At 57.1% G+C, this 17,863-nt stretch carries 20 protein-coding genes; 13 read left to right on the top strand and 7 right to left on the bottom strand.

Features of this window, described 5'->3' with window-relative positions:
* Positions 1-80 precede the first annotated feature (80 nt).
* Positions 81-2,309: a molybdopterin oxidoreductase family protein gene (locus tag SynBIOSE41_RS17520; protein WP_186539122.1), complete on the top strand. Its 2,229-nt coding sequence runs from the start codon at positions 81-83 to the stop codon at positions 2,307-2,309.
* Here the strand turns inward: SynBIOSE41_RS17520 and SynBIOSE41_RS17525 are convergent.
* A complete protein-coding gene (locus tag SynBIOSE41_RS17525; RefSeq protein WP_066908782.1) occupies positions 2,290-2,757 on the bottom strand; it encodes a nitrate reductase associated protein in 468 nt (155 codons plus the stop codon). The two genes, SynBIOSE41_RS17520 and SynBIOSE41_RS17525, sit on opposite strands and share 20 nt — an antisense overlap.
* A gap of 295 nt (positions 2,758-3,052) precedes the next feature.
* Here SynBIOSE41_RS17525 and SynBIOSE41_RS17530 point away from each other — a divergent pair, with 295 nt between their 5' ends.
* The 3 genes from SynBIOSE41_RS17530 to SynBIOSE41_RS17540 are packed head-to-tail and all read left to right on the top strand — an operon-like array spanning position 3,053 to position 5,034.
* The gene (locus SynBIOSE41_RS17530; RefSeq protein ID WP_186539123.1) at positions 3,053-3,268 is read left to right on the top strand and encodes a hypothetical protein; all 216 of its coding nucleotides are present in this window, start codon (positions 3,053-3,055) and stop codon (positions 3,266-3,268) included.
* A 37-nt stretch (positions 3,269-3,305) separates the two neighbouring features.
* Positions 3,306-3,782, top strand: a complete 477-nt coding sequence (gene moaC / locus SynBIOSE41_RS17535; RefSeq protein ID WP_186539124.1) for a cyclic pyranopterin monophosphate synthase MoaC — start codon at positions 3,306-3,308, stop codon at positions 3,780-3,782.
* A complete protein-coding gene (locus SynBIOSE41_RS17540) occupies positions 3,763-5,034 on the top strand; it encodes a molybdopterin molybdotransferase MoeA (protein WP_186539125.1) in 1,272 nt (423 codons plus the stop codon). The genes moaC and SynBIOSE41_RS17540 overlap by 20 nt, the downstream gene beginning before the upstream one ends.
* A 14-nt stretch (positions 5,035-5,048) precedes the next feature.
* Here the strand turns inward: SynBIOSE41_RS17540 and SynBIOSE41_RS17545 are convergent, their stop codons facing one another.
* Positions 5,049-5,435, bottom strand: coding sequence for a molybdenum cofactor biosynthesis protein MoaE (locus SynBIOSE41_RS17545; RefSeq protein ID WP_255476067.1), 387 nt, complete (start codon positions 5,433-5,435; stop codon positions 5,049-5,051).
* Positions 5,436-5,497: 62 nt separating this feature from the next.
* Positions 5,498-5,761 (bottom strand): MoaD/ThiS family protein, encoded by a 264-nt coding sequence (locus SynBIOSE41_RS17550; protein ID WP_066908768.1) that lies wholly within the window; start codon positions 5,759-5,761, stop codon positions 5,498-5,500.
* A 7-nt stretch (positions 5,762-5,768) separates the two neighbouring features.
* Here SynBIOSE41_RS17550 and moaB point away from each other — a divergent pair, with 7 nt between their 5' ends.
* Positions 5,769-6,338 carry a molybdenum cofactor biosynthesis protein B gene (gene moaB / locus SynBIOSE41_RS17555; RefSeq protein ID WP_186539126.1) on the top strand — a complete coding sequence of 190 codons (570 nt, stop codon included), beginning with the start codon at positions 5,769-5,771 and terminating at the stop codon, positions 6,336-6,338.
* Between the two features lie 3 nt (positions 6,339-6,341).
* On the opposite strand, the gene cobA is transcribed toward moaB, so the two are convergent.
* Together cobA and SynBIOSE41_RS17565 are read right to left on the bottom strand one after the other, a co-directional pair.
* Positions 6,342-7,130: a uroporphyrinogen-III C-methyltransferase gene (gene cobA / locus SynBIOSE41_RS17560; RefSeq protein ID WP_186539127.1), complete on the bottom strand. Its 789-nt coding sequence runs from the start codon at positions 7,128-7,130 to the stop codon at positions 6,342-6,344.
* Positions 7,127-7,786, bottom strand: a complete 660-nt coding sequence (locus SynBIOSE41_RS17565) for a DNA mismatch repair protein MutS (protein ID WP_186539128.1) — start codon at positions 7,784-7,786, stop codon at positions 7,127-7,129. Before SynBIOSE41_RS17565 ends, cobA begins: the two co-directional genes overlap by 4 nt.
* Before the next feature lie 27 nt (positions 7,787-7,813).
* Here SynBIOSE41_RS17565 and SynBIOSE41_RS17570 point away from each other — a divergent pair, with 27 nt between their 5' ends.
* The 4 genes from SynBIOSE41_RS17570 (at position 7,814) to SynBIOSE41_RS17585 (ending at position 11,806) form a co-directional block, all read left to right on the top strand.
* Positions 7,814-8,062: a hypothetical protein gene (locus SynBIOSE41_RS17570; protein ID WP_074159328.1), complete on the top strand. Its 249-nt coding sequence runs from the start codon at positions 7,814-7,816 to the stop codon at positions 8,060-8,062.
* 250 nt (positions 8,063-8,312) lie between these two features.
* Positions 8,313-9,869 (top strand): ferredoxin--nitrite reductase, encoded by a 1,557-nt coding sequence (locus SynBIOSE41_RS17575; protein WP_186539129.1) that lies wholly within the window; start codon positions 8,313-8,315, stop codon positions 9,867-9,869.
* A gap of 304 nt (positions 9,870-10,173) precedes the next feature.
* Entirely contained in the window at positions 10,174-11,064 is an 891-nt protein-coding gene (locus tag SynBIOSE41_RS17580; RefSeq protein WP_186541413.1) for a formate/nitrite transporter family protein, read from the top strand.
* Between the two features lie 22 nt (positions 11,065-11,086).
* Positions 11,087-11,806: a HEAT repeat domain-containing protein gene (locus SynBIOSE41_RS17585; RefSeq protein ID WP_186539130.1), complete on the top strand. Its 720-nt coding sequence runs from the start codon at positions 11,087-11,089 to the stop codon at positions 11,804-11,806.
* Between the two features lie 72 nt (positions 11,807-11,878).
* On the opposite strand, the gene cynS is transcribed toward SynBIOSE41_RS17585, so the two are convergent.
* On the bottom strand, positions 11,879-12,331 hold the full coding sequence (gene cynS, locus SynBIOSE41_RS17590) for a cyanase (RefSeq protein ID WP_370594248.1): 453 nt from the start codon (positions 12,329-12,331) through the stop codon (positions 11,879-11,881).
* Positions 12,332-12,509: 178 nt separating this feature from the next.
* Between cynS and SynBIOSE41_RS17595 the strand changes: the two genes are divergently transcribed.
* Both SynBIOSE41_RS17595 and SynBIOSE41_RS17600 read left to right on the top strand, forming a co-directional pair.
* A complete protein-coding gene (locus tag SynBIOSE41_RS17595; RefSeq protein ID WP_186539132.1) occupies positions 12,510-12,674 on the top strand; it encodes a cyanate hydratase in 165 nt (54 codons plus the stop codon).
* 73 nt (positions 12,675-12,747) lie between these two features.
* On the top strand, positions 12,748-13,818 hold the full coding sequence (locus SynBIOSE41_RS17600) for an anthranilate phosphoribosyltransferase family protein (RefSeq protein WP_186539133.1): 1,071 nt from the start codon (positions 12,748-12,750) through the stop codon (positions 13,816-13,818).
* Here SynBIOSE41_RS17600 and SynBIOSE41_RS17605 read toward each other — a convergent pair.
* Positions 13,779-14,246: a GNAT family N-acetyltransferase gene (locus SynBIOSE41_RS17605; protein ID WP_186539134.1), complete on the bottom strand. Its 468-nt coding sequence runs from the start codon at positions 14,244-14,246 to the stop codon at positions 13,779-13,781. The two genes, SynBIOSE41_RS17600 and SynBIOSE41_RS17605, sit on opposite strands and share 40 nt — an antisense overlap.
* On the opposite strand from SynBIOSE41_RS17605, the gene SynBIOSE41_RS17610 reads away from it, so the two are divergent.
* Both SynBIOSE41_RS17610 and ppk1 read left to right on the top strand, forming a co-directional pair.
* Positions 14,245-15,516 carry an MFS transporter gene (locus tag SynBIOSE41_RS17610; protein ID WP_186539135.1) on the top strand — a complete coding sequence of 424 codons (1,272 nt, stop codon included), beginning with the start codon at positions 14,245-14,247 and terminating at the stop codon, positions 15,514-15,516. The genes SynBIOSE41_RS17605 and SynBIOSE41_RS17610 overlap by 2 nt on opposite strands.
* 93 nt (positions 15,517-15,609) lie before the next feature.
* Positions 15,610-17,745 (top strand): polyphosphate kinase 1, encoded by a 2,136-nt coding sequence (gene ppk1, locus SynBIOSE41_RS17615; protein ID WP_186539136.1) that lies wholly within the window; start codon positions 15,610-15,612, stop codon positions 17,743-17,745.
* Positions 17,746-17,863: the final 118 nt, after the last annotated feature.

Consider the following 17,863-nt stretch of genomic DNA (forward strand, 5'->3'; position numbering starts at 1 on the left):
TCAATCAGCACTCTCGACTGAGATCACGGATCCCTGGTGCTGTCTGCACCGGGGATCTCTCATTCCATCGGACTTCTTTGATGACCAGTCCCTGCGCGAGCGTTAAGAGTCAGTGTCCTTACTGCGGCGTGGGTTGCGGTCTGGAACTGATGCCACCGGGAGAAGCGGGAAAATCCGTGAAACGGGACGCCGAAGGCAACCCGATGTGGACTGCGCGAGGCAACAAACAACATCCATCGAACCTGGGACAGGTCTGCATCAAGGGGGCCACGGTGGGAGAGACCCTGGCCCGGGGAAGGCTCACTCAGCCTCTCTACCGGCCGACATTCAATGATGATTTCCAGCCGATCAGCTGGGACAGTGCCTTTGACCTGCTGACAGGGCGCATTCGCAGCACCCTCAGCGGCAAAGGTGCCGATGCCATCGCCATGTACGGCTCAGGCCAGTTCCACACCGAGGACTACTACATGGCCCAGAAGTTCTTGAAAGGAGCTCTGGGCACCAACAATTTCGATGCCAATTCACGCCTCTGCATGAGTTCAGCCGTGGCCGGGTATACCCGCAGTCTTGGCTCGGACGGTCCTCCTTGCTGCTACGAGGATCTCGATCACTGTTCCGTGGCATTCCTGATCGGCACGAACACGGCCGAATGCCACCCCGTGCTGTTCCAGCGCCTGCTCAAACGCAAAAAACGTGATCCCAAGGGCCTCACCATCGTGGTGGTTGACCCTCGTTGCACAGACACGGCCAAGATTGCCGATCATCATCTAGCCATTACCCCGGGCAGCGATCTCGCCCTGCTCCACGGGCTGGCTCGTCTCGTCATTGAAGACAACGGCTTCGACAGCGATTTCATCGATGCCGCCACTGAAGGATTCTCGGACTACGCCAAGACCATCAACGCCTGGACAGCTGAAGAAACTGCCAAACTCTGCGGAATCACGGAACAACAACTTCGCGACGTTGGCAGGCTCTGGAGCCGCAGAGAAGGCATCCTCAGCCTCTGGTCCATGGGCGTGAACCAACGCAGGGAAGGCACCGCCGTGGTGAGTGGACTGATCAACCTGCATTTACTCACCGGTGAAATCGGTAAACCCGGTGCTGGGCCCTTTTCACTGACTGGCCAGCCCAATGCCATGGGCGGCCGCGAAGCTGGAGGCCTGGCCCACCTGCTGCCGGGTTACAGGCTTGTGACCAACCCGGATCATCGCGCCGACGTGGAGCAGGCCTGGGGATTTGCCGGCGGATCCATCGCTGCAGAACCGGGACTGAGTGCCTGGCAGCAGGTGGAAGCCATGGAGCGTGGCGAACTGGATCTCTGGTGGGTCGCTGCCACAAACCCCCTTGTGAGCATGCCTGATCTGGAGCGGGTGAAAGCAGCCATGGAGCGCTGCCCTCTGGTGGTGGTAAGCGAGGCCTACGCCGACACGGAAACGTCGCACTACGCGCATCTCCTACTGCCTGCATCGCAGTGGAGCGAAAAGTCAGGCGTCATGACCAATTCAGAGCGTCGCGTCACGCTCTGCCCGGCGTTCAGGCCGCAGCATGGCGACAGCCGACCCGACTGGGAGGTCTTTGCCGAACTCGGACGCCGTCTTGGGTACGTCGATCAGTTCACCTATGCCACATCAGAAGAGGTGTACAGCGAATTCGCCGCTCTCACTGAAAGCCGTGTCTGTGATGTCTCAGGGCTGAGCCACCAACTGCTGAACGAGCATGGTCCCCAGCAATGGCCTTTCCCCCTTGGCCATGAGCCGACGCAAGCAGCCAAGCGTCTGTACGTGGGCAAGCGATTCCCTACAGCCAGCGGTCGCGCCCGCTTTCAGGCGGATGCGCCTCTCGGACTGGCGGAGCCACCCTGTGAGATCTACCCGTTGGTGCTCACGGTTGGTCGCTATCTCGGCCAGTGGCACACGATGACGCGCACTGGAAAAGTGAAACGACTGAACAGCATGCATCCGGAACCTCGCCTGGAAATTCATCCCAGTGATGCCGAACGATTCGCCATCGAGGATGAAGGACTGGCGGCGATCACATCCAGGCGAGGCACACTCACAGCACGTGTCAGCGTGACTGACCGGATCCGCAGGGGCTCAGTTTTTCTCCCAATGCACTGGGGTTTCACGCAACCTGAAGCCTGCGAGGCCAACACGCTGATGCACGATCAGGCCTGCCCGATCTCCAAACAACCTGAACTCAAGGCAACGGCAGTGGTTGTCGCCCCTGCCGTCTCGGTGATGCAACCGGTCGAACAACAGAGCGGACGACTGGAGAGGCTGCGCAGGATGCTCATCCCAGCACTTCGCTGAACGCAGCATCAAGGTTGTGATGATCGTGGCCCGGGCGCGCCAGCTTGCAGAGTGCGAAGCGATCCAGCTCACGCAACCTCATCCAGGCCTGGGAGGTCAGGTCGATCCCACGAAGCCGAGCAGCCTCAAGAAGCTGATCCGGAAGCCGAGCCGGCAATTGCCAGGGCTCCATCTCGGCTGGGGGCAGATCTTTGACCATGCCATCAGGCATCGCAGCGGTGCAGGCGCGCAAGTGATCGCGCATCTGAGCCAGGTGCTCGGGGGAATCATTCCAGTCGACCAGGTCCTGACGTTGCTCGTGACTCATCGCCAACCAGTGACTGAGCTTGAGCTTGATTCCCGCCAAATCAAGTTTGCGGCGAACACATAAAGGGATACATCGCCAGGAGCCGATGAAGTCCTGTTCGAATGCAAAACAGTGCCGCGACTGATCCAGCTGCGGATGCATTGGTAGTAACAACAACGCTTTGCCTATCTCTAGCTGGAAACAGTGGCAACAACGACCAACGACATGGCGCAAAGCAGAGATGCTCAGCCCAACGTTGTTCATTGCAATGCGTTTCGCCCTTTGTCTGGGAATGATTTTCGGCTCGGCCCATGGCTGGTTGGCCTCCGAAGGACTCGCTTCCGGCCTCCTATTAGTCAACTCCCCGCAAGAAAAGACATCACTGCAAAGTTTCAGTGAGCTCAGTAGCGGTTCTTACAGTTTTTATCCATAGTGAAAGGAGATCGTTCATCTCCGAATGGGCCCTTCCTACTCAACCAGCAGCTCAAGCCGAAGCCCAATCACCGTTGCAGCAGGTTTCATCGGCGCCTTCATCGTGGCCTCCCTGGCCGTGCAGATGGTCCGCAGTCAGCGAGCTGCAGTCGCCCCTGTGGTGACGTCAGCGTCATCAACCCAGGTGGAGCCCGTGATCACCTCCCAGGCTGCAATGTGGTCGGTGCTGGGAGAGCGCTGATCAACACTGACGACCTCAGTCAGCACCTCATTCATCGATGTCTGAACAGCTTTCGCACCTCACCAATCAGGGTGAGGTGCACATGGTTGAAGTCGGTGATCGCGCCATCACCAAACGCGAAGCGACCGCGACGGGTTCGCTGGTGATGAACACATCCACATTGGATCTGGTCCTGAGCGGCCAGACATCCAAAGGCGATCTGATGGCGGTAGCACGCGTTGCTGCCATTCAAGCGGCCAAGCGCACATCAGAGCTCATTCCTCTGTGCCACCATTTGCCCCTGAGCGGCATCGACGTAACCATTGAACCGGACTCCTCGTTGCCTGGTCTGACTGTGCAGGTCAGCTGTCGCACGACCGGTCAAACCGGTGTGGAGATGGAAGCAATCACAGGGGTCTCGCTCGCGCTGGTCACCCTCTACGACATGTTGAAGTCGGTTGAACCAGGCATGACGATCAATCGAATTCAGCTGCTGCATAAAGACGGAGGTCGCCATGGCAGCTGGAGCTGCTGACCCCTATGGCCGCGAGGGGCTGCATCTTTCAGAGGCTCAACAACGTGTCCTGGCAGCCATCCAGGCGGGCAAAGCTCAACGTGCTGAAGGGTCGACTGAAGCAGTTCCACTGACAGACGCTCTGGAACGCGTGAACGCAGCCCCGGTGCTGGCAAGAGCCGATGTTCCCGGCTTCAGGGCCGCGATCATGGATGGCTATGCCCTGGGCCAGAGTCAGCAACCAGCCGTTGATGACACCTGGCGGTTGGTGGGCCGCTCCGCACCAGCCGCCCCTTACCCCGCGGCGCTTGCCCACGGTGAAGCCATCCGAATTCTCACCGGTGCACCTTTACCTGAGGGGGCTGACTGGGTTCTCCCCCAGGAACTGGTGCAGAGGCTGAACGACACTCTTTGCTTGAAACACGAAGCCTCCGCCAACCCATGGATCCGGCCGGCTAACGAGGAATGCAGCCAAGGATTCACCTTGCTGAACCCTGGCCAGCGCCTCGGACTCGCAGATCTTGCCCAAGCTGCCAGCTGTGGCGTGGAGCAACTGCGTGTTCATAGGCAACCACGAATTGGACTGCTGATCAGTGGCGACGAGCTGGTTGCTCCGGGTGAACAGCGACCTGAGGGAGCCATCTGGGAAAGCAACAGCACCTTGCTCAAAGGTTTGCTGATGCAACTGGGCTATCGAGCATGGGATTGCCGAGTGGTGGCCGATCAACCGCAGGCACTGCGGGAGACAATCCTTGAACTCAGCGCTTGCTGCGATGTGTTGGTGAGTACAGGCGGTGTTTCCGCAGGTGACAGCGACTGGATCCGACCGTTGATGAAGGAGCTGGGTCAGGTCGACTTTTGGAAACTGTTCCTCAAACCAGGGCGGCCCTTCGCCTTTGGCTACGTGGGAGATCAGCTTCCGTTCTTTGGCCTGCCAGGCAATCCCGTTGCAGCAGCCATCACGGCATTGCAACTGCTCTGGCCAGCCCTCCAGCTGCTGGAGGGCCAGCAGGAACCGGAGTTGTTACCGCGACTGCTTGTGAGCCTTGAAACGCCTTTCAGGCGCAGGCCAGGACGGCCGGAACTGGCCAGGGCTTCGCTGATCTGCGCTGACGACGGACAACTGCGTGCCCGTATTGATGGATCCCAGGCCTCCTCACGAATCGGCTCACTGCGGAATGCGGATCTGCTGTTGGAGATCCCTGCAGAGTCAGGCGAACTGGAATCTGGTGATCAGATCTGGGCACAACTGTTACGACGGCGAATCCTCTGAGCCACCGTTCAGGCTCAAAGCGGTGTGTTCTCCGACAGCCAGGTCCCCTCTCCATGACTCCATTCCCGCTTCCAGAAGGGAGCGTCATGCTTGAGAGCCTCAAGCAACGCGGCACAGCAGCGTTGTGCGGGACCACGGCGATCAGCACTGATCGCCACCAGAACGATCAACTCCCCTGGCAGCAACCGGCCAACTCGGTGCAGCACAAGCGCGGAACGAGCACCGTGTTGCTGCAGCAGCTGGCGGGCGGAAGTTTCAATCAAACGTTCACACAAACCCGGATAGTGGCTGAGCTCAAGGACCTCCAGCGCTCGTCCATCCATGGCGACATCACGCACGCGCCCCATGAACATCGCTGTGGCGGCACCCCTCTGGGAACGCAACCAGGCGTCAAGCTCCAAGACACCCGAAGTGGGTTGGTCAAGAATGACAAGCTCCAAGTCGACCGACTTCGACACCACGGTCAACCTCCGGTGAATGGCGGCAGGAAAGCCAGTTCATCACCTGCATGCACAGGATGATCGGCGCTGACGATCTCCTGATTGATGGCAACAAGCACCACTCGAGGTAAGTCACCAAGTTCAAGCTGATTCCAGATCTCTCTGGCTGTCTGCACGACTGGATCATTCAGTGGAAAACAACGATCAGACCAGCCCGCCTGGTCCCGCAATGAGGCAAACAGCAGGACTTGCACCGAATCAACCGGACCGGACTGCCTCCCTTTCATGCATGCCATGAGAAACCATCACGGTTCTAGCGTTGCTGCTCACATCCCCAATCAACGCTGCGTGCTGTCCATTGCCCTGCTGACGATTTCAGACAGTCGGACCCTGGAGAACGATCCAAGCGGAGATCTGCTTCAGGAACGCGTGCTCGGAGCTGGTCATCAGTTGCACAGCCGCGAAATCTGTCCGGACGACCGCTATCGGATCCGAGCAGCGGTGAGCCAATGGATCGTGGATTCCGCCGTTGACGTGGTGATCACCACAGGCGGCACAGGCCTGACCGGACGCGACGGCAGCCCTGAAGCCATCGCCCCCTTGCTGGATAAGACCATCGATGGATTCGGTGAACTGTTCCGGATGCTCTCCTTCCAGACCATCGGCACGAGCAGCCTGCAGAGCCGCTGCATCGCCGGGGTGGCCAACGGCACATTCCTCTTTGTTCTGCCTGGATCTCAGGATGCCGTCACCACAGCCTGGGAGCGACTGATCTCAGCCCAGCTGAACAGCGAGACACGCCCCTGCAACTTGGCGCAGCTCAAATCACGACTGAAGGAATCTGCAGAAAGGCCGGCAATCTGATCGTCAGAAGGGGATCGGCATCGTGACATCCGCCGGCCGAGGCGCACAGGACTCCACCTGCTGATTGACCACTTCTCCCACCACAATCACAGAAGGGGAGGCAAAGCCTTCGCTGCGAGTGCGTGCAGCCACATCGGAGAGAGTTGCCTTGAGGCAGCGCTGCCCGGCGACGGTCCCCTGCTGAATCACAGCCACTGGAGTCTCGGCACTGAGACCACCTGCCTCAAGCTCAGCAGCGATCCGAGGCAGGTTATGAAGGCCCATATAAATCACCAGCCCATCACTGGCTGTTGCCAGAGACCGCCAGTTCACCGTGGGACGTCGCTTGTCGATCTCCTCATGACCGGTCACAAAGGTGACGGAAGAACCGGCACGACGATGGGTCACTGGAATCCCTGCGTATGCGGGTGCCGCGATTCCGGCGGTCACCCCTGGCACCACCTGAACCGACACGCCGTGTTTAACGAGATGCGCAGCCTCCTCACCACCGCGCCCGAACAGAAAAGGATCACCACCCTTCAAACGCACAATGCAGCGGTGCCGAGCTGCCAACTTCACGAGAACCGCATTGGTGCTTGGCTGTGGAACGGAATGATGCCCACGACGCTTGCCAACGAAATGGCGCTCGCAGTTCTCGGGCACCAGATCAAGAACCTCTCGAGGAACCAGGGAGTCGTAAACCAGTGCATCACAGCGACCCAAAAGGCGATGGGCCCTCACCGTGAGTAGATCGGGGTCTCCAGGGCCTGCACCAACGAGATAAACGGTTCCGGTGAGTTCAGCAGTCTTCACGGCAGAGCGGCAAGCAAGTCGATCAGGCCCTGACGAATCAGAGCCAGATCAAGAAGCGGTGGAATACTCCCAGCCTCGCTCAGTGCCTCCGTCATGCGATTGGGGGCGAGCGCAAGCATCAGTGGATGTGCCTCCGGGTGCCTCTTGCGATAGTCAGACCAATGGTCGAAAGACAGCAGCGGTAGCCCCATGCGATCGGACAACTCCAGGAGGAAACGATCCGCCTCCTCGGAACTCAACGGGTGATGAACGAGAACCGAGCCTTCAGCAGCGAAGGGCTGAAGCGCTTCAGCCACGAGAACCCACCAACATGGCCAGGAGCCGAGAAAAGGAAGCAACTCAACGTCCGCACCTTCACGCTGCATGCGACTTTTAATCTCAGGCACATCCGCGCGAGCATGAGAACCCGGCCATAACAACAAAGGGACCAACCAGCTCGCTTGTTCTGGGCATACCGGAGGTGAATCGGCCGTGAGCACTTCAAGCTGCACAGGAGCCTGACGGCGCTGCTGGAGCGCCTGCTGGAGCTCGAGCAAGGATTCAGGAACAACACCACCTGAACGTCCATGCACAACCAACCTGATCGCCCGCTGACAACCCAAATCACGGTTCCGTAGCAATGGCCACGGATCGATGGCCGAGCTGGCTGTTGTCATCAGTTGTTCATCATTCCCCCTGGTGCCATGTCCCGCCGTCGATCCCTTGATCGCACTGTCTCTGAAGGTCGATTCCAGCGCGAGAACACTGTCCAAAGCTATCGCTCGGCAAGGGTTCTCCGTCAGAGGCATGGCGAAGGAAGACGGAGCGTTCGTCGGGGAGATGGACAACTCAGAAGTGAACTCGACAGAGATTTCGCCGCCATGAAACGCGTCTGGCAGATGCTTCGCTATGGAGCGATACGAATGATCGGCGAAGTTGGACGTCAATACTGAGTCCGCGAAAGCAAGCCTTCTAGGGCTCCGTCGGGCGGATGAGATGTAGTCACAGTCACCAATTCGCCCATCCCATTTGATTTCAAGAGTCAGCAGGGGAAATTGTTTGATCCACTACGGACAACCCCCTGACAAGCCTCTTAACTGCTGCAAAAGCGCTCCCGTTCTTTTTGAAGCGCTGGTCCTCCGACCACTTTGATTGACCAACACCAATTCTTGATCAATCATCCGCCCCTCGCAGAACAAGATCATGACAGTTAGCTCTCCTTCCAGGCCTTATCTGGACGGCAAGAAGCTGAATAAGATCGAGCAGAACAAGTCGGCCAAAGATGGCCTTCTTGTCGGCAGTGAAATTGAAAAATTCGCCGAAATGGGTTGGGAGCAGGTTGATGAAACCGATCTTCAACTTCGCCTCAAGTGGTATGGAATGTTTTGGCGGCCAAAAACTCCAGGCAAATTCATGTTGCGCCTGCGAGTCCCCAATGGTGTGCTCTCAGCTCAGCAATTGCGTGTCGTGGGCTCCATTGTTGAACGCTACGGCGATAACGGCAGCTGTGACATCACCACAAGACAAAATCTGCAGCTAAGAGGGGTGCTGCTTGGCGATCTGCCGGAAATTCTGAAGCGGCTTGAGGAAGCTGGTCTGAGTACGATTCAATCAGGATTTGACAATCCTCGGAATGTCACCGGAAACCCAATTGCTGGAATCGATCCCAATGAAATTGTCGACACCAGGCCTTACACAGACGAACTTGAACAGTTTTTAACAAATAACCGCAAAGGAAATCCTGAGTATTCCAATCTGCCTAGAAAGTGGAATACCGCCGTTGCCGGCGCAAAAGACAACTTCCTGCTTCACAACGACATTGCCTTCCACCCGGTTGAGAAGGAGGGGGTGATGGGCTTTGGTGTCTGGATTGGCGGCATTCTTTCATCCCAGATGAATGCCTATGCAATTCCCCTGAATGCCTGGGTGAGGCCTGAGGAAATCTGTCGAATGACAGACACGGTGATTCGCCTCTGGAGGGATAACGGCGAGCGCAATAAGCGTCCCAAGGGTCGATTCAGGATGTATCTCGATGAAGTGGGCCATGAAAACTTCCGTAATCAGGTTGAAGAGCTTTTTGGACCGCTGACACCCGACCCCGGGTCTGTCTTCGACACCACACCCCGGTCGCATTACGGCATTCACCCGCAGAAACAGGAAGGGCTTGTTTTCGCAGGTCTGCACGTGCCGGTTGGTCGCCTGACAGCACAGGATCTCCATGATCTGGCCACAGCGAGCATCACCTATGGAGGCGCAGAAGTTCGACTGACCGAAGATCAGAACGTGATCATTGTCGGATTGCCACAAGCAAAGGTCGAATCGTTTGAAAGTGATCCGCTGCTCAAACGATTTCCGCTTGAACCCGGCGCAATTTCTGCAGGCACCGTGTCATGCACAGGCAGCACCTACTGCGGATTTGCACTGACCAACACCAAGGATCAGGCTCTGGCTGCCGCCAAGGAACTTGATCAGGAGCTGGAGCTGCCTGAGGAATTGAAAATCCACTGGACCGGATGTCCAAACAGTTGCGGACAGGCCTATATGGGGGCAATCGGCCTGACGGGCGCCAAGGCCAAAAACAGTGAGGGCAAAACAGATGATGGGTACACGATGACTCTTGGAGGGTCCCAGGGTCCCAATCCAACAGTGGGTGAATTACATCAGAAAGCAATCCCTGCGGAAAAGATCAAAGAGGTCCTGAAGGAAGTTCTCATCGAACGCTTCGGTGCAAAGCCACGGCGTGAAATGTCGAACACATAATCGGTTCAGGAACGACACAAGTGTTGGTGCTGACTTTTTGAGACCACCACGGCACAACTGATCTGATTACCAATCTGTACGAGGTTATTTATGTCTGACAACAAAGACTTCTTCTCACGTTTTGTCAACTGGTTCACAAAAACCGGTCAAGACAAACAACCGATTTCACGTACAGAAAGTCAACGAGATCCATTCTCTAAATTAATGAACAAAATAAGCGGCTAATCGTTGATCATCGCGCTTCAACTCAATCACTTCATTCCCTATCAAAAGAATTGAAATCATGAGTGTTACTGCTTCGCAGATGGACTACGTCCTGCCCAATGAACTTGTCGACGGCATGATCGGCGCCGGAGGCAAAAAATCCACTGTCAGCGTCAAAAACCTGTTGCTGAGAGGATTCTATTCCGGCGCAATTCTCGGCTTGGCTGTGATCCTTGCGCTCACGGTTGGACTCAAAAGCGGTCAACCTTGGCTCGGTTCTCTGCTCTTCCCATTTGGTTTCGCCAGCATCGTGCTGTTCGGCATGGAACTGGTGACAGGCAACTTTGCCCTTCTGCCGATGGCCACCTGGGCAGGCAAAAGCACCTGGGGGGCAACCTTTCGAAACTGGGCATGGGTATGGCTCGGCAACTGGATCGGAACTGCCGTTGTGGCAGTGCTGATGGCAATCAGCCTCACGAGTGGAGGAACTGTTGAGCCAGCCTCGGCTGCTGACGGTGGTGGTATGTGGCAGCAGGTGGCAGCAAAAATCGTCGGGTTAAATCAAACCAACGTTGTTACCAAATATGAGAATCTTCAATCTCTTGGTTTCTTCCTGGCCATTGTGAGGGGCTTGATTGCCAACTGGCTGGTCTGTCTGGGTGTGACGATGGCCCTGGTCAGCAAAAGTGTTCCGGGCAAGATCCTGGCTTGCTGGTTACCGATCACCGCTTTCCAATCAATGGGCATGGAACACATTGTGGTCAACCAGTTTCTACACACCGCCGGGCCAATCCTCGGATCTGGGGTTCCCTTCTGGAAATGCATTTTCTGGAATTTCCTGCCCGTCACCATTGGCAACATCATTGGTGGCATGGTGTTTATCGGAATGCTCTTTTACAGCACCCACCGCACCGACATCGGCAACGTACTGCCCAGCGAGCACGATGACAAACTGGAACGCGAACTAGCCGCTGAGCTCGGCGCCCGCTGATTGACGTTCTGTGTCACAACCGGTGAACGAAGCCGCTCTCTGGGATCGGCTTTCCAGATCACGCCGTGCTCCGTTGGAGCCCGAATGGCTGGGGGAGGTCTACTCCCCCAGCTTTTCTGTTGAGCTTCGCCGTGCTCTCTGCGAAAAACTGGGAATGCTGGCTGAACAAGGCTGGCCAATCATTGAACAATTGATTCAGCAGCATGGCCCTCTACCTGATCTGGTACTGGCGGCCGGGCTGTGTCACCAGCCAGAAGCAAGGGATTGGCTTCTGGACCAACTGAGGAACAGTTCCGAATTAGCTGAAGTGAACCTCTGCATCATTGAAGCCTTGTCCTGCTGGGGCGCAGATGTTCCAGAACGTGTCGTGCAGGAGTGCTTACATCATCCGGGTCAGCACCATCGCTTAGCGGGATTACAGCTACTTGGTTTCCGGTCTCACTGCCTGAGCGACGACGCATTGCTCACATTGTGCACAGAACCGCTGAACGATTTCCGTGATCCAGTGGTGATTGCCGCGGTTCGGGTGTTGCAACGCCGGGATGGCGCAACGATCAGTGAACGCTTGTCGGATCTATGCAAAACCGGATCCGACAATGTGGCCATCGCAGCGTTCAGAGCCCTCGGCTGCATCGCAACCCCAGTCAGTCAACGTTGCCTGAAAGAGCTCAGTGAAACGCTAAACATTGAATCTCGCAAACAACTTGCCTGTCAGCAGTTGGAGCAACAGTTTCGAACCTGAACATGCAAAAGCCCGACATCTGTCGGGCTTGAAGCTTGATCGAAAAATATCAGTTAAAACAAATCGATGAGATCACCATTTCTTGTATGGCAGGAATTTGCCACACATTGTGATTTCCACACGATCACCTTTGGGGTCTTCAACCTTCTCCACATCCAGAGTGAAATCGATGGCGCTCATGATTCCATCACCAAACTTTTCCTGAATCACATCTTTCAGTGGCATTCCGTAAACCTGCATAATCTCGTAAAAACGATAAATCAGGGGATCAGTCGGAATCACTGGCTCCAGGCTGCCTTTGGTCGGAAATTCCTGAATCGCAGCTGTGATCGCTGGATCCAACGCCAGCAGGGATGCCAGCTTCTCGGCCTCCTCAGCTGATGCTGTGGCCTGTCCATAGAAAAGCGAAGCGATCCACACTTCATCGAGTCCAAGGGCCGACTCAAGATCTGCAAAACTCATATCTTTTGCCTTCTTTGCAGCCATCAACGAAGCAGTCAGCGTGGCCTGCGAAGGAGCCGCCAGAGATGGGGTGGACATCGACGAAACAGTCATAAAAAACACTGAAATCTGGAAAAGCCTGTCGCGCTTCATGCCAGAAAACAGCAACAAAGACAACCAAACTCAAAACTGAGTTTGGAGTCATTGACTACAACTTCACGAATACAGAACTGCTCTATTGAGTTCATCGATCGTGGACCCAATGAGCACCATTTTCCGCAGACTCACTTCACTTCTGAACAACCCGACTCTTTCCTCCAGCGTGAGCGCCAGTCTGGTACTTGAGCGCCTCTATTACGCCGATGGCCGCCACAACCCCAGCCATCCAAAACATGGAAGCTTCCAGGGTCTTTCCGTGCTTGCGTGAGCTGATCGGTAGCAATGGCTACCCCTGAAGGTGACCCCACTGCTGAACACTGCCCTAAGCGGGGGTAACGCTCTTGACAAGTCATGTCTTAAGCGGTCGCGACCGCTTCAAGCAGCACCTGCGCAAAGTCGGAAGCGGTGAGCACACCAGCAAAGGTCTGAGTCGAGAGGAAGCTGCCGATGCTCTAGCACTGATGCTTCGGGAGGAAGCCACTGCGGCACAGATTGGGGCCTTTCTGATCGCCCATCGCATCCGCCGGCCTGAGCCCCAGGAACTCACTGGCATGCTCGACACCTACAGAACGATGGGGCCCGTTCTTCACAGCCCTGCTGATCAGAAAAGACCTCTCTGCTTCGGCATGCCGTTTGACGGTCGCACAAGAACTGCGCCCATCTACCCCCTGACCAGCCTGGTGTTGGTGGCCTGCGGTCAACCGGTCGTCCTGCAGGGAGGTGACCGGATGCCGATCAAGTACGGCATTACCGCCCTCGACCTATACCGCCTTCTGGATCTCAATCTGGGTGGACTGCCCATGAGCACTGTTCAGGAAGGGTTCAACACGCATGGCTTCGCGCTCATCCACCAGCCTGATCACTTCCGTATCGCGGAAACCCTGATTGATTACCGGGAGCAGCTGGGGAAGCGGCCTCCGGTTGCCAGCCTTGAGCTCATGTGGACAGCCCACCGGGGAGAGCACCTCCTGGTGAGTGGATTTGTGCACCCTCCAACCGAAAGCCGTGCCTGGGAAGCACTCAGGCTCGCCGGCGAAACCGACCTGCTCACCGTGAAAGGCCTCGAAGGGGGGACGGATCTTCCCATCGGCCGAGCCTGCATCACGGCCCGTGTCCGCAATGGGAAGGCGGAACGCATGATCCTTCACCCGCGCGACCACGGATGCCACAACGCAGATGTGGAATGGACATCGGAAAGCACCTGGCAGAGCCAGGCCTTCGAGGCACTCAGAAACCGTGGGCCCCTCAGCGAAGCTCTGCGCTGGAATGCCGGCGTCTATCTCTGGAACGCGGGCCTGAGCGACAGTCTTGACTCGGGCATAGAGATGGCCACCACAGTGCTCGAACAAGGTCGAACACTGGATCAGCTGGATCAGCTGCGCAGCTTGCCCAGTGCTTTGTGCATCCGATAGCGCTCAAAGGGCACTCCGGCGATCGTGATCGTTTCCGGAGCAACGAGCCTCCAGCCATAGCGCTCGAACAACGGGCGACTGAACTGACTGGCTTCGGTGCGCAGAAATGAAACTCCATCCGCGATCGCATCGGCTTCAATCCTCTCCAGGAGTGTTTTGCCGTGGCCCTGACGCGCCGCGCGGCCACGGCAATACAGAAGAGCAAGCCTGTCCAGCGGATAGCGAATCGCAAAGGCGGCATCCTCGCCACTGATCCAACCGGATCCCTCCCTCAGGGTTTGATCCAGCACACCTGGCAACCAGGCAAGTGCTGCCCAGGACTTCACTTGCTGATCCGAATACAACTGGGGAGCCTGACTCTCGATGGCATCGGCATAGATCTCCCTCAGGAGAATCTCGTCAGCTGGAACGATCAAACGCAGGACCATGGCCGATGCCTATGGGAATGTGAGTCTCACCTGCCCAGCGGCTGCCTTGCAGCGACCACGCATTCCCACCCTGCTCAGCGCCTTCCTGACGCTGCTGAATGACCGACTCAGCGAAAGCATCGTTTTCCCACTGCTGCCGTTCCTGTTGGCAAGCTTCAACGCCGACGGGCGCACACTGGGTCTGCTTGCCGGCAGCTACGCACTCGCGCAATTTGCAGCCACTCCCCTGATCGGAGCCCTGAGTGATCGCTTCGGTCGCCGGCCCGTGATCGCTACCTGCGTTGCCGGCTCGGTGCTGGGCCTGGGCCTGTTTGCCATCACCGTCAGCATGGAATGGCCCAAGGGCGCCCTTCTGCCGCTGATGCTGCTGTTCGGCGCTCGCCTGATCGATGGTTTTAGCGGCGGTACCGCCGCAACAGCTGGAGCTGTCCTGGCAGATATCACCCCGGAGGAACAACGGGCACGCGCCTTCGGTCTGATCGGGGTGGCCTTCGGTCTCGGTTTCATCATCGGGCCGTTCGTGGGAGGACAACTGGCCCGTATCAACGTGACGGTACCGATCTGGGTGGCTACAGGCTTCGCCCTGGTGAACCTGCTGGTGGTGCTGGGTTTACTGCCGGAGACCCATCCCCGCACAGCCCGTCAGGCCATGCCGCGCAAACGGGACCTCAACCCCTTCGCCCAGATCGCCAAGGTGATCGGCAACCCCGCCGTCGGCCGACTCTGTCTCAGCTTCTTCCTGTTCTTTCTGGCCTTCAACGGCTTCACCGCCATCCTGGTGCTCTATTTCAAACAGCGCTTCAACTGGGGGCCAGAGCTGGCCACAACCGCTTTTCTGATTGTGGGCGTAGTCGCCACCGTGGTGCAGGGGGGCCTGATCGGCCCACTGGTGAAACGGCTGGGAGAGTGGAAACTGACGCTGATCGGTCTGGGGTTGGTGATCGTCGGATGTCTGCTTATTCCCTCGACCGATCCTCAACAGGCCCAGGCCGGTGTGTTCAGCTCCGTGGCAATCCTGGCCACTGGCACTGGCCTGGTCACCCCAAGCTTGCGCAGCCTTGTGTCACGCCGCCTCGACTCCGAAGGACAAGGCACGGCATTGGGCAGTCTTCAGGCACTGCAGAGCCTGGGAAGTTTCCTGGGACCACCCTTGGCGGGACTGAGTTACGACCTGTTGGGACAGATCAGTCCCTTCGTTGGCAGTGCCTGCCTGCTGATCATGGTGATGCTGCTGGTGGGAGGCAGCCCGCTGCCCTCCAGAACGCAATGACTGAACCATCTGAGCCACATCGGGCTGACTGCAGTCCTGCCTCAGGACGATTGCTACGTTGCGCGAGTCGGTTCATGCACACCTGGTCACCCGATGAGTGACAACGTTCTTTCCACCGACCTCTACATCAACCGAGAGCTCAGCTGGATCGCCTTTAACGAGCGGGTGCTGATTCAAGCGCTGGATGAACGGACCCCTCTGCTGGAGCAGGCCAAATTCAGCGCCATCTTCAGCAACAACCTCGACGAATTTTTCATGGTGAGGGTGGCCTCCCTCAAGGCCCAGGTGGAAGCAGGCATTGACAAACGCAGTGAGGACGGCCGCACTCCTCTGGAACAACTGCAGGCGATACGAGACCGTCTCACTCCTCTGCTTGAACGTCAGCAAGAGCACTACCGCAGGCAACTCAGGTGTGAACTGCTCAGCCATGGCGCCCATCTGCTCGATTACGAGCAGCTCAACGAACGCCAGCGACTTTGGGTTGACAACTACTTCCAGACAGCGATCTTCCCTGTGCTGACTCCCCTGGCAGTGGATCCGGCTCATCCATTTCCATTCGTGAGCAACCTCAGCCTGAATGTGGCGGCTCTGATTGATGACCCGGAAACCGGTCAAAGACTGCTCGCCCGCGTGAAGGTGCCCCAGACCATCCTGCCCCGATTTGTCACCATCCCGATCGACCTCGCAGCTGAACAGTCAGAGCCTGTACACACAGCTGTTCCTCTGGAACAGGTGGTGGCTTTCAACCTCGGCCTTCTCTTCCCGGGCATGAGCATCGAAGGGCACTACTTCTTCCGGGTCACCCGAGACGCGGATCTGGAACTGCGCGACCTGGAAGCCGACGATCTGATGATCGCCATCGAGCAGGGCCTGCGCAAGCGCCGTATGGGCGGCGAAGTGGTGCGGCTCGAGGTCGCCGATGGAATGCCGCAGGACGTTATCGAAATGCTGATGGATGGCATGTCCGTTGAGGAAGCGGATCTCTACAGAGTCAACGGTCCACTCGGCCTCGACGATCTGTTTGGTCTGATGGGAATCCCATTGCCCAATCTCAAAAACGAGTCACACTCAGGCCAGACACCCTCAGTTCTGCGTCGCGCCCAGCGCAACATGCTCGAAGACGGCTCCATCAAAGAGGAGGAATTTGAAAGCATTTTCTCGGTGGTTCGCCGCCGCGATGTGCTTCTGCATCACCCCTATGACCTCTTTTCCACATCGGTGGAGGAATTCATCAACCAGGCCGCAGACGATCCTCTTGTGATGGGGATCAAGATGACGCTCTATCGCACCTCCAAGGATTCACCGATCATCGCCGCGTTGATCCGCGCTGCGGAAAACGGCAAGCAGGTGATGGCACTGGTGGAACTCAAAGCACGCTTCGATGAAGACAACAACATCCAGTGGGCCAAACACCTGGAGAGCTCAGGAGTGCATGTCGTCTATGGGGTTTTGGGCCTCAAAACTCACACCAAGATCGTGCTGGTGGTCCGTAAGGAAAAGGAACGTCTCCGAAGTTATGTCCATATCGGCACCGGCAACTACAACTCGAAGACATCACGTCTTTACACCGATCTTGGCCTGCTTTCCGCACGCCCCGAACTCGGGCAGGATCTGGTTGAGCTGTTCAATTACCTCACCGGATTCTCCAAACAGCAGGAGTTTCGAAAGTTGCTGGTGGCACCGGTATCACTGCGTAAAGGCATGGAACATCTGATTCGCCGAGAGATCGAACACGCGCAGAACGGCCGTGGCGGCCATATCCGGGCCAAGATGAATTCTCTGGTGGATCCAAGCATCATCGCCCTGCTGTATGAAGCCTCACAGGCAGGTGTGAAGATCGAACTGATCGTGCGCGGGATGTGCTGCCTGTACCCCGGGCGCGAGGGCGTAAGCGACAACATCAGCGTGGTCAGTATCATCGGTCGCTTCCTTGAACACTCACGCCTGTTTTGGTTCGCCAATCACGACGAACCCGAGGTTTACATCGGCAGCGCTGATTGGATGCCAAGAAATCTGGACCGACGCGTTGAGGCAGTAACACCCGTTGAAGAACCTGCACTTCGCGAACAACTGGAACGTTTGATGCAGATCTATCTCGATGACAACCGTGGATCATTTGATATGCAGGCCGATGGATCCTTCAGCCAGCGCCATCCGGAGGGCGAGGAGCGCAATTCGCAGCTGAGCCTGATTGAAACCTGGAGAAAAGGACTGGTAGCGAAAAACTGATCCGTCGAGACCCGTGTTCATCGATACAGCGAAATCGTGCTTTTTGTCTTTATTTCATATTCGATCCATATGACTTAACACTGCATCATTGATTCGTAAAAACTTTCGATTTAATCAG

This window comes from Synechococcus sp. BIOS-E4-1, assembly GCF_014279995.1.
Classification (GTDB): Bacteria; Cyanobacteriota; Cyanobacteriia; order PCC-6307; family Cyanobiaceae; genus Synechococcus_C.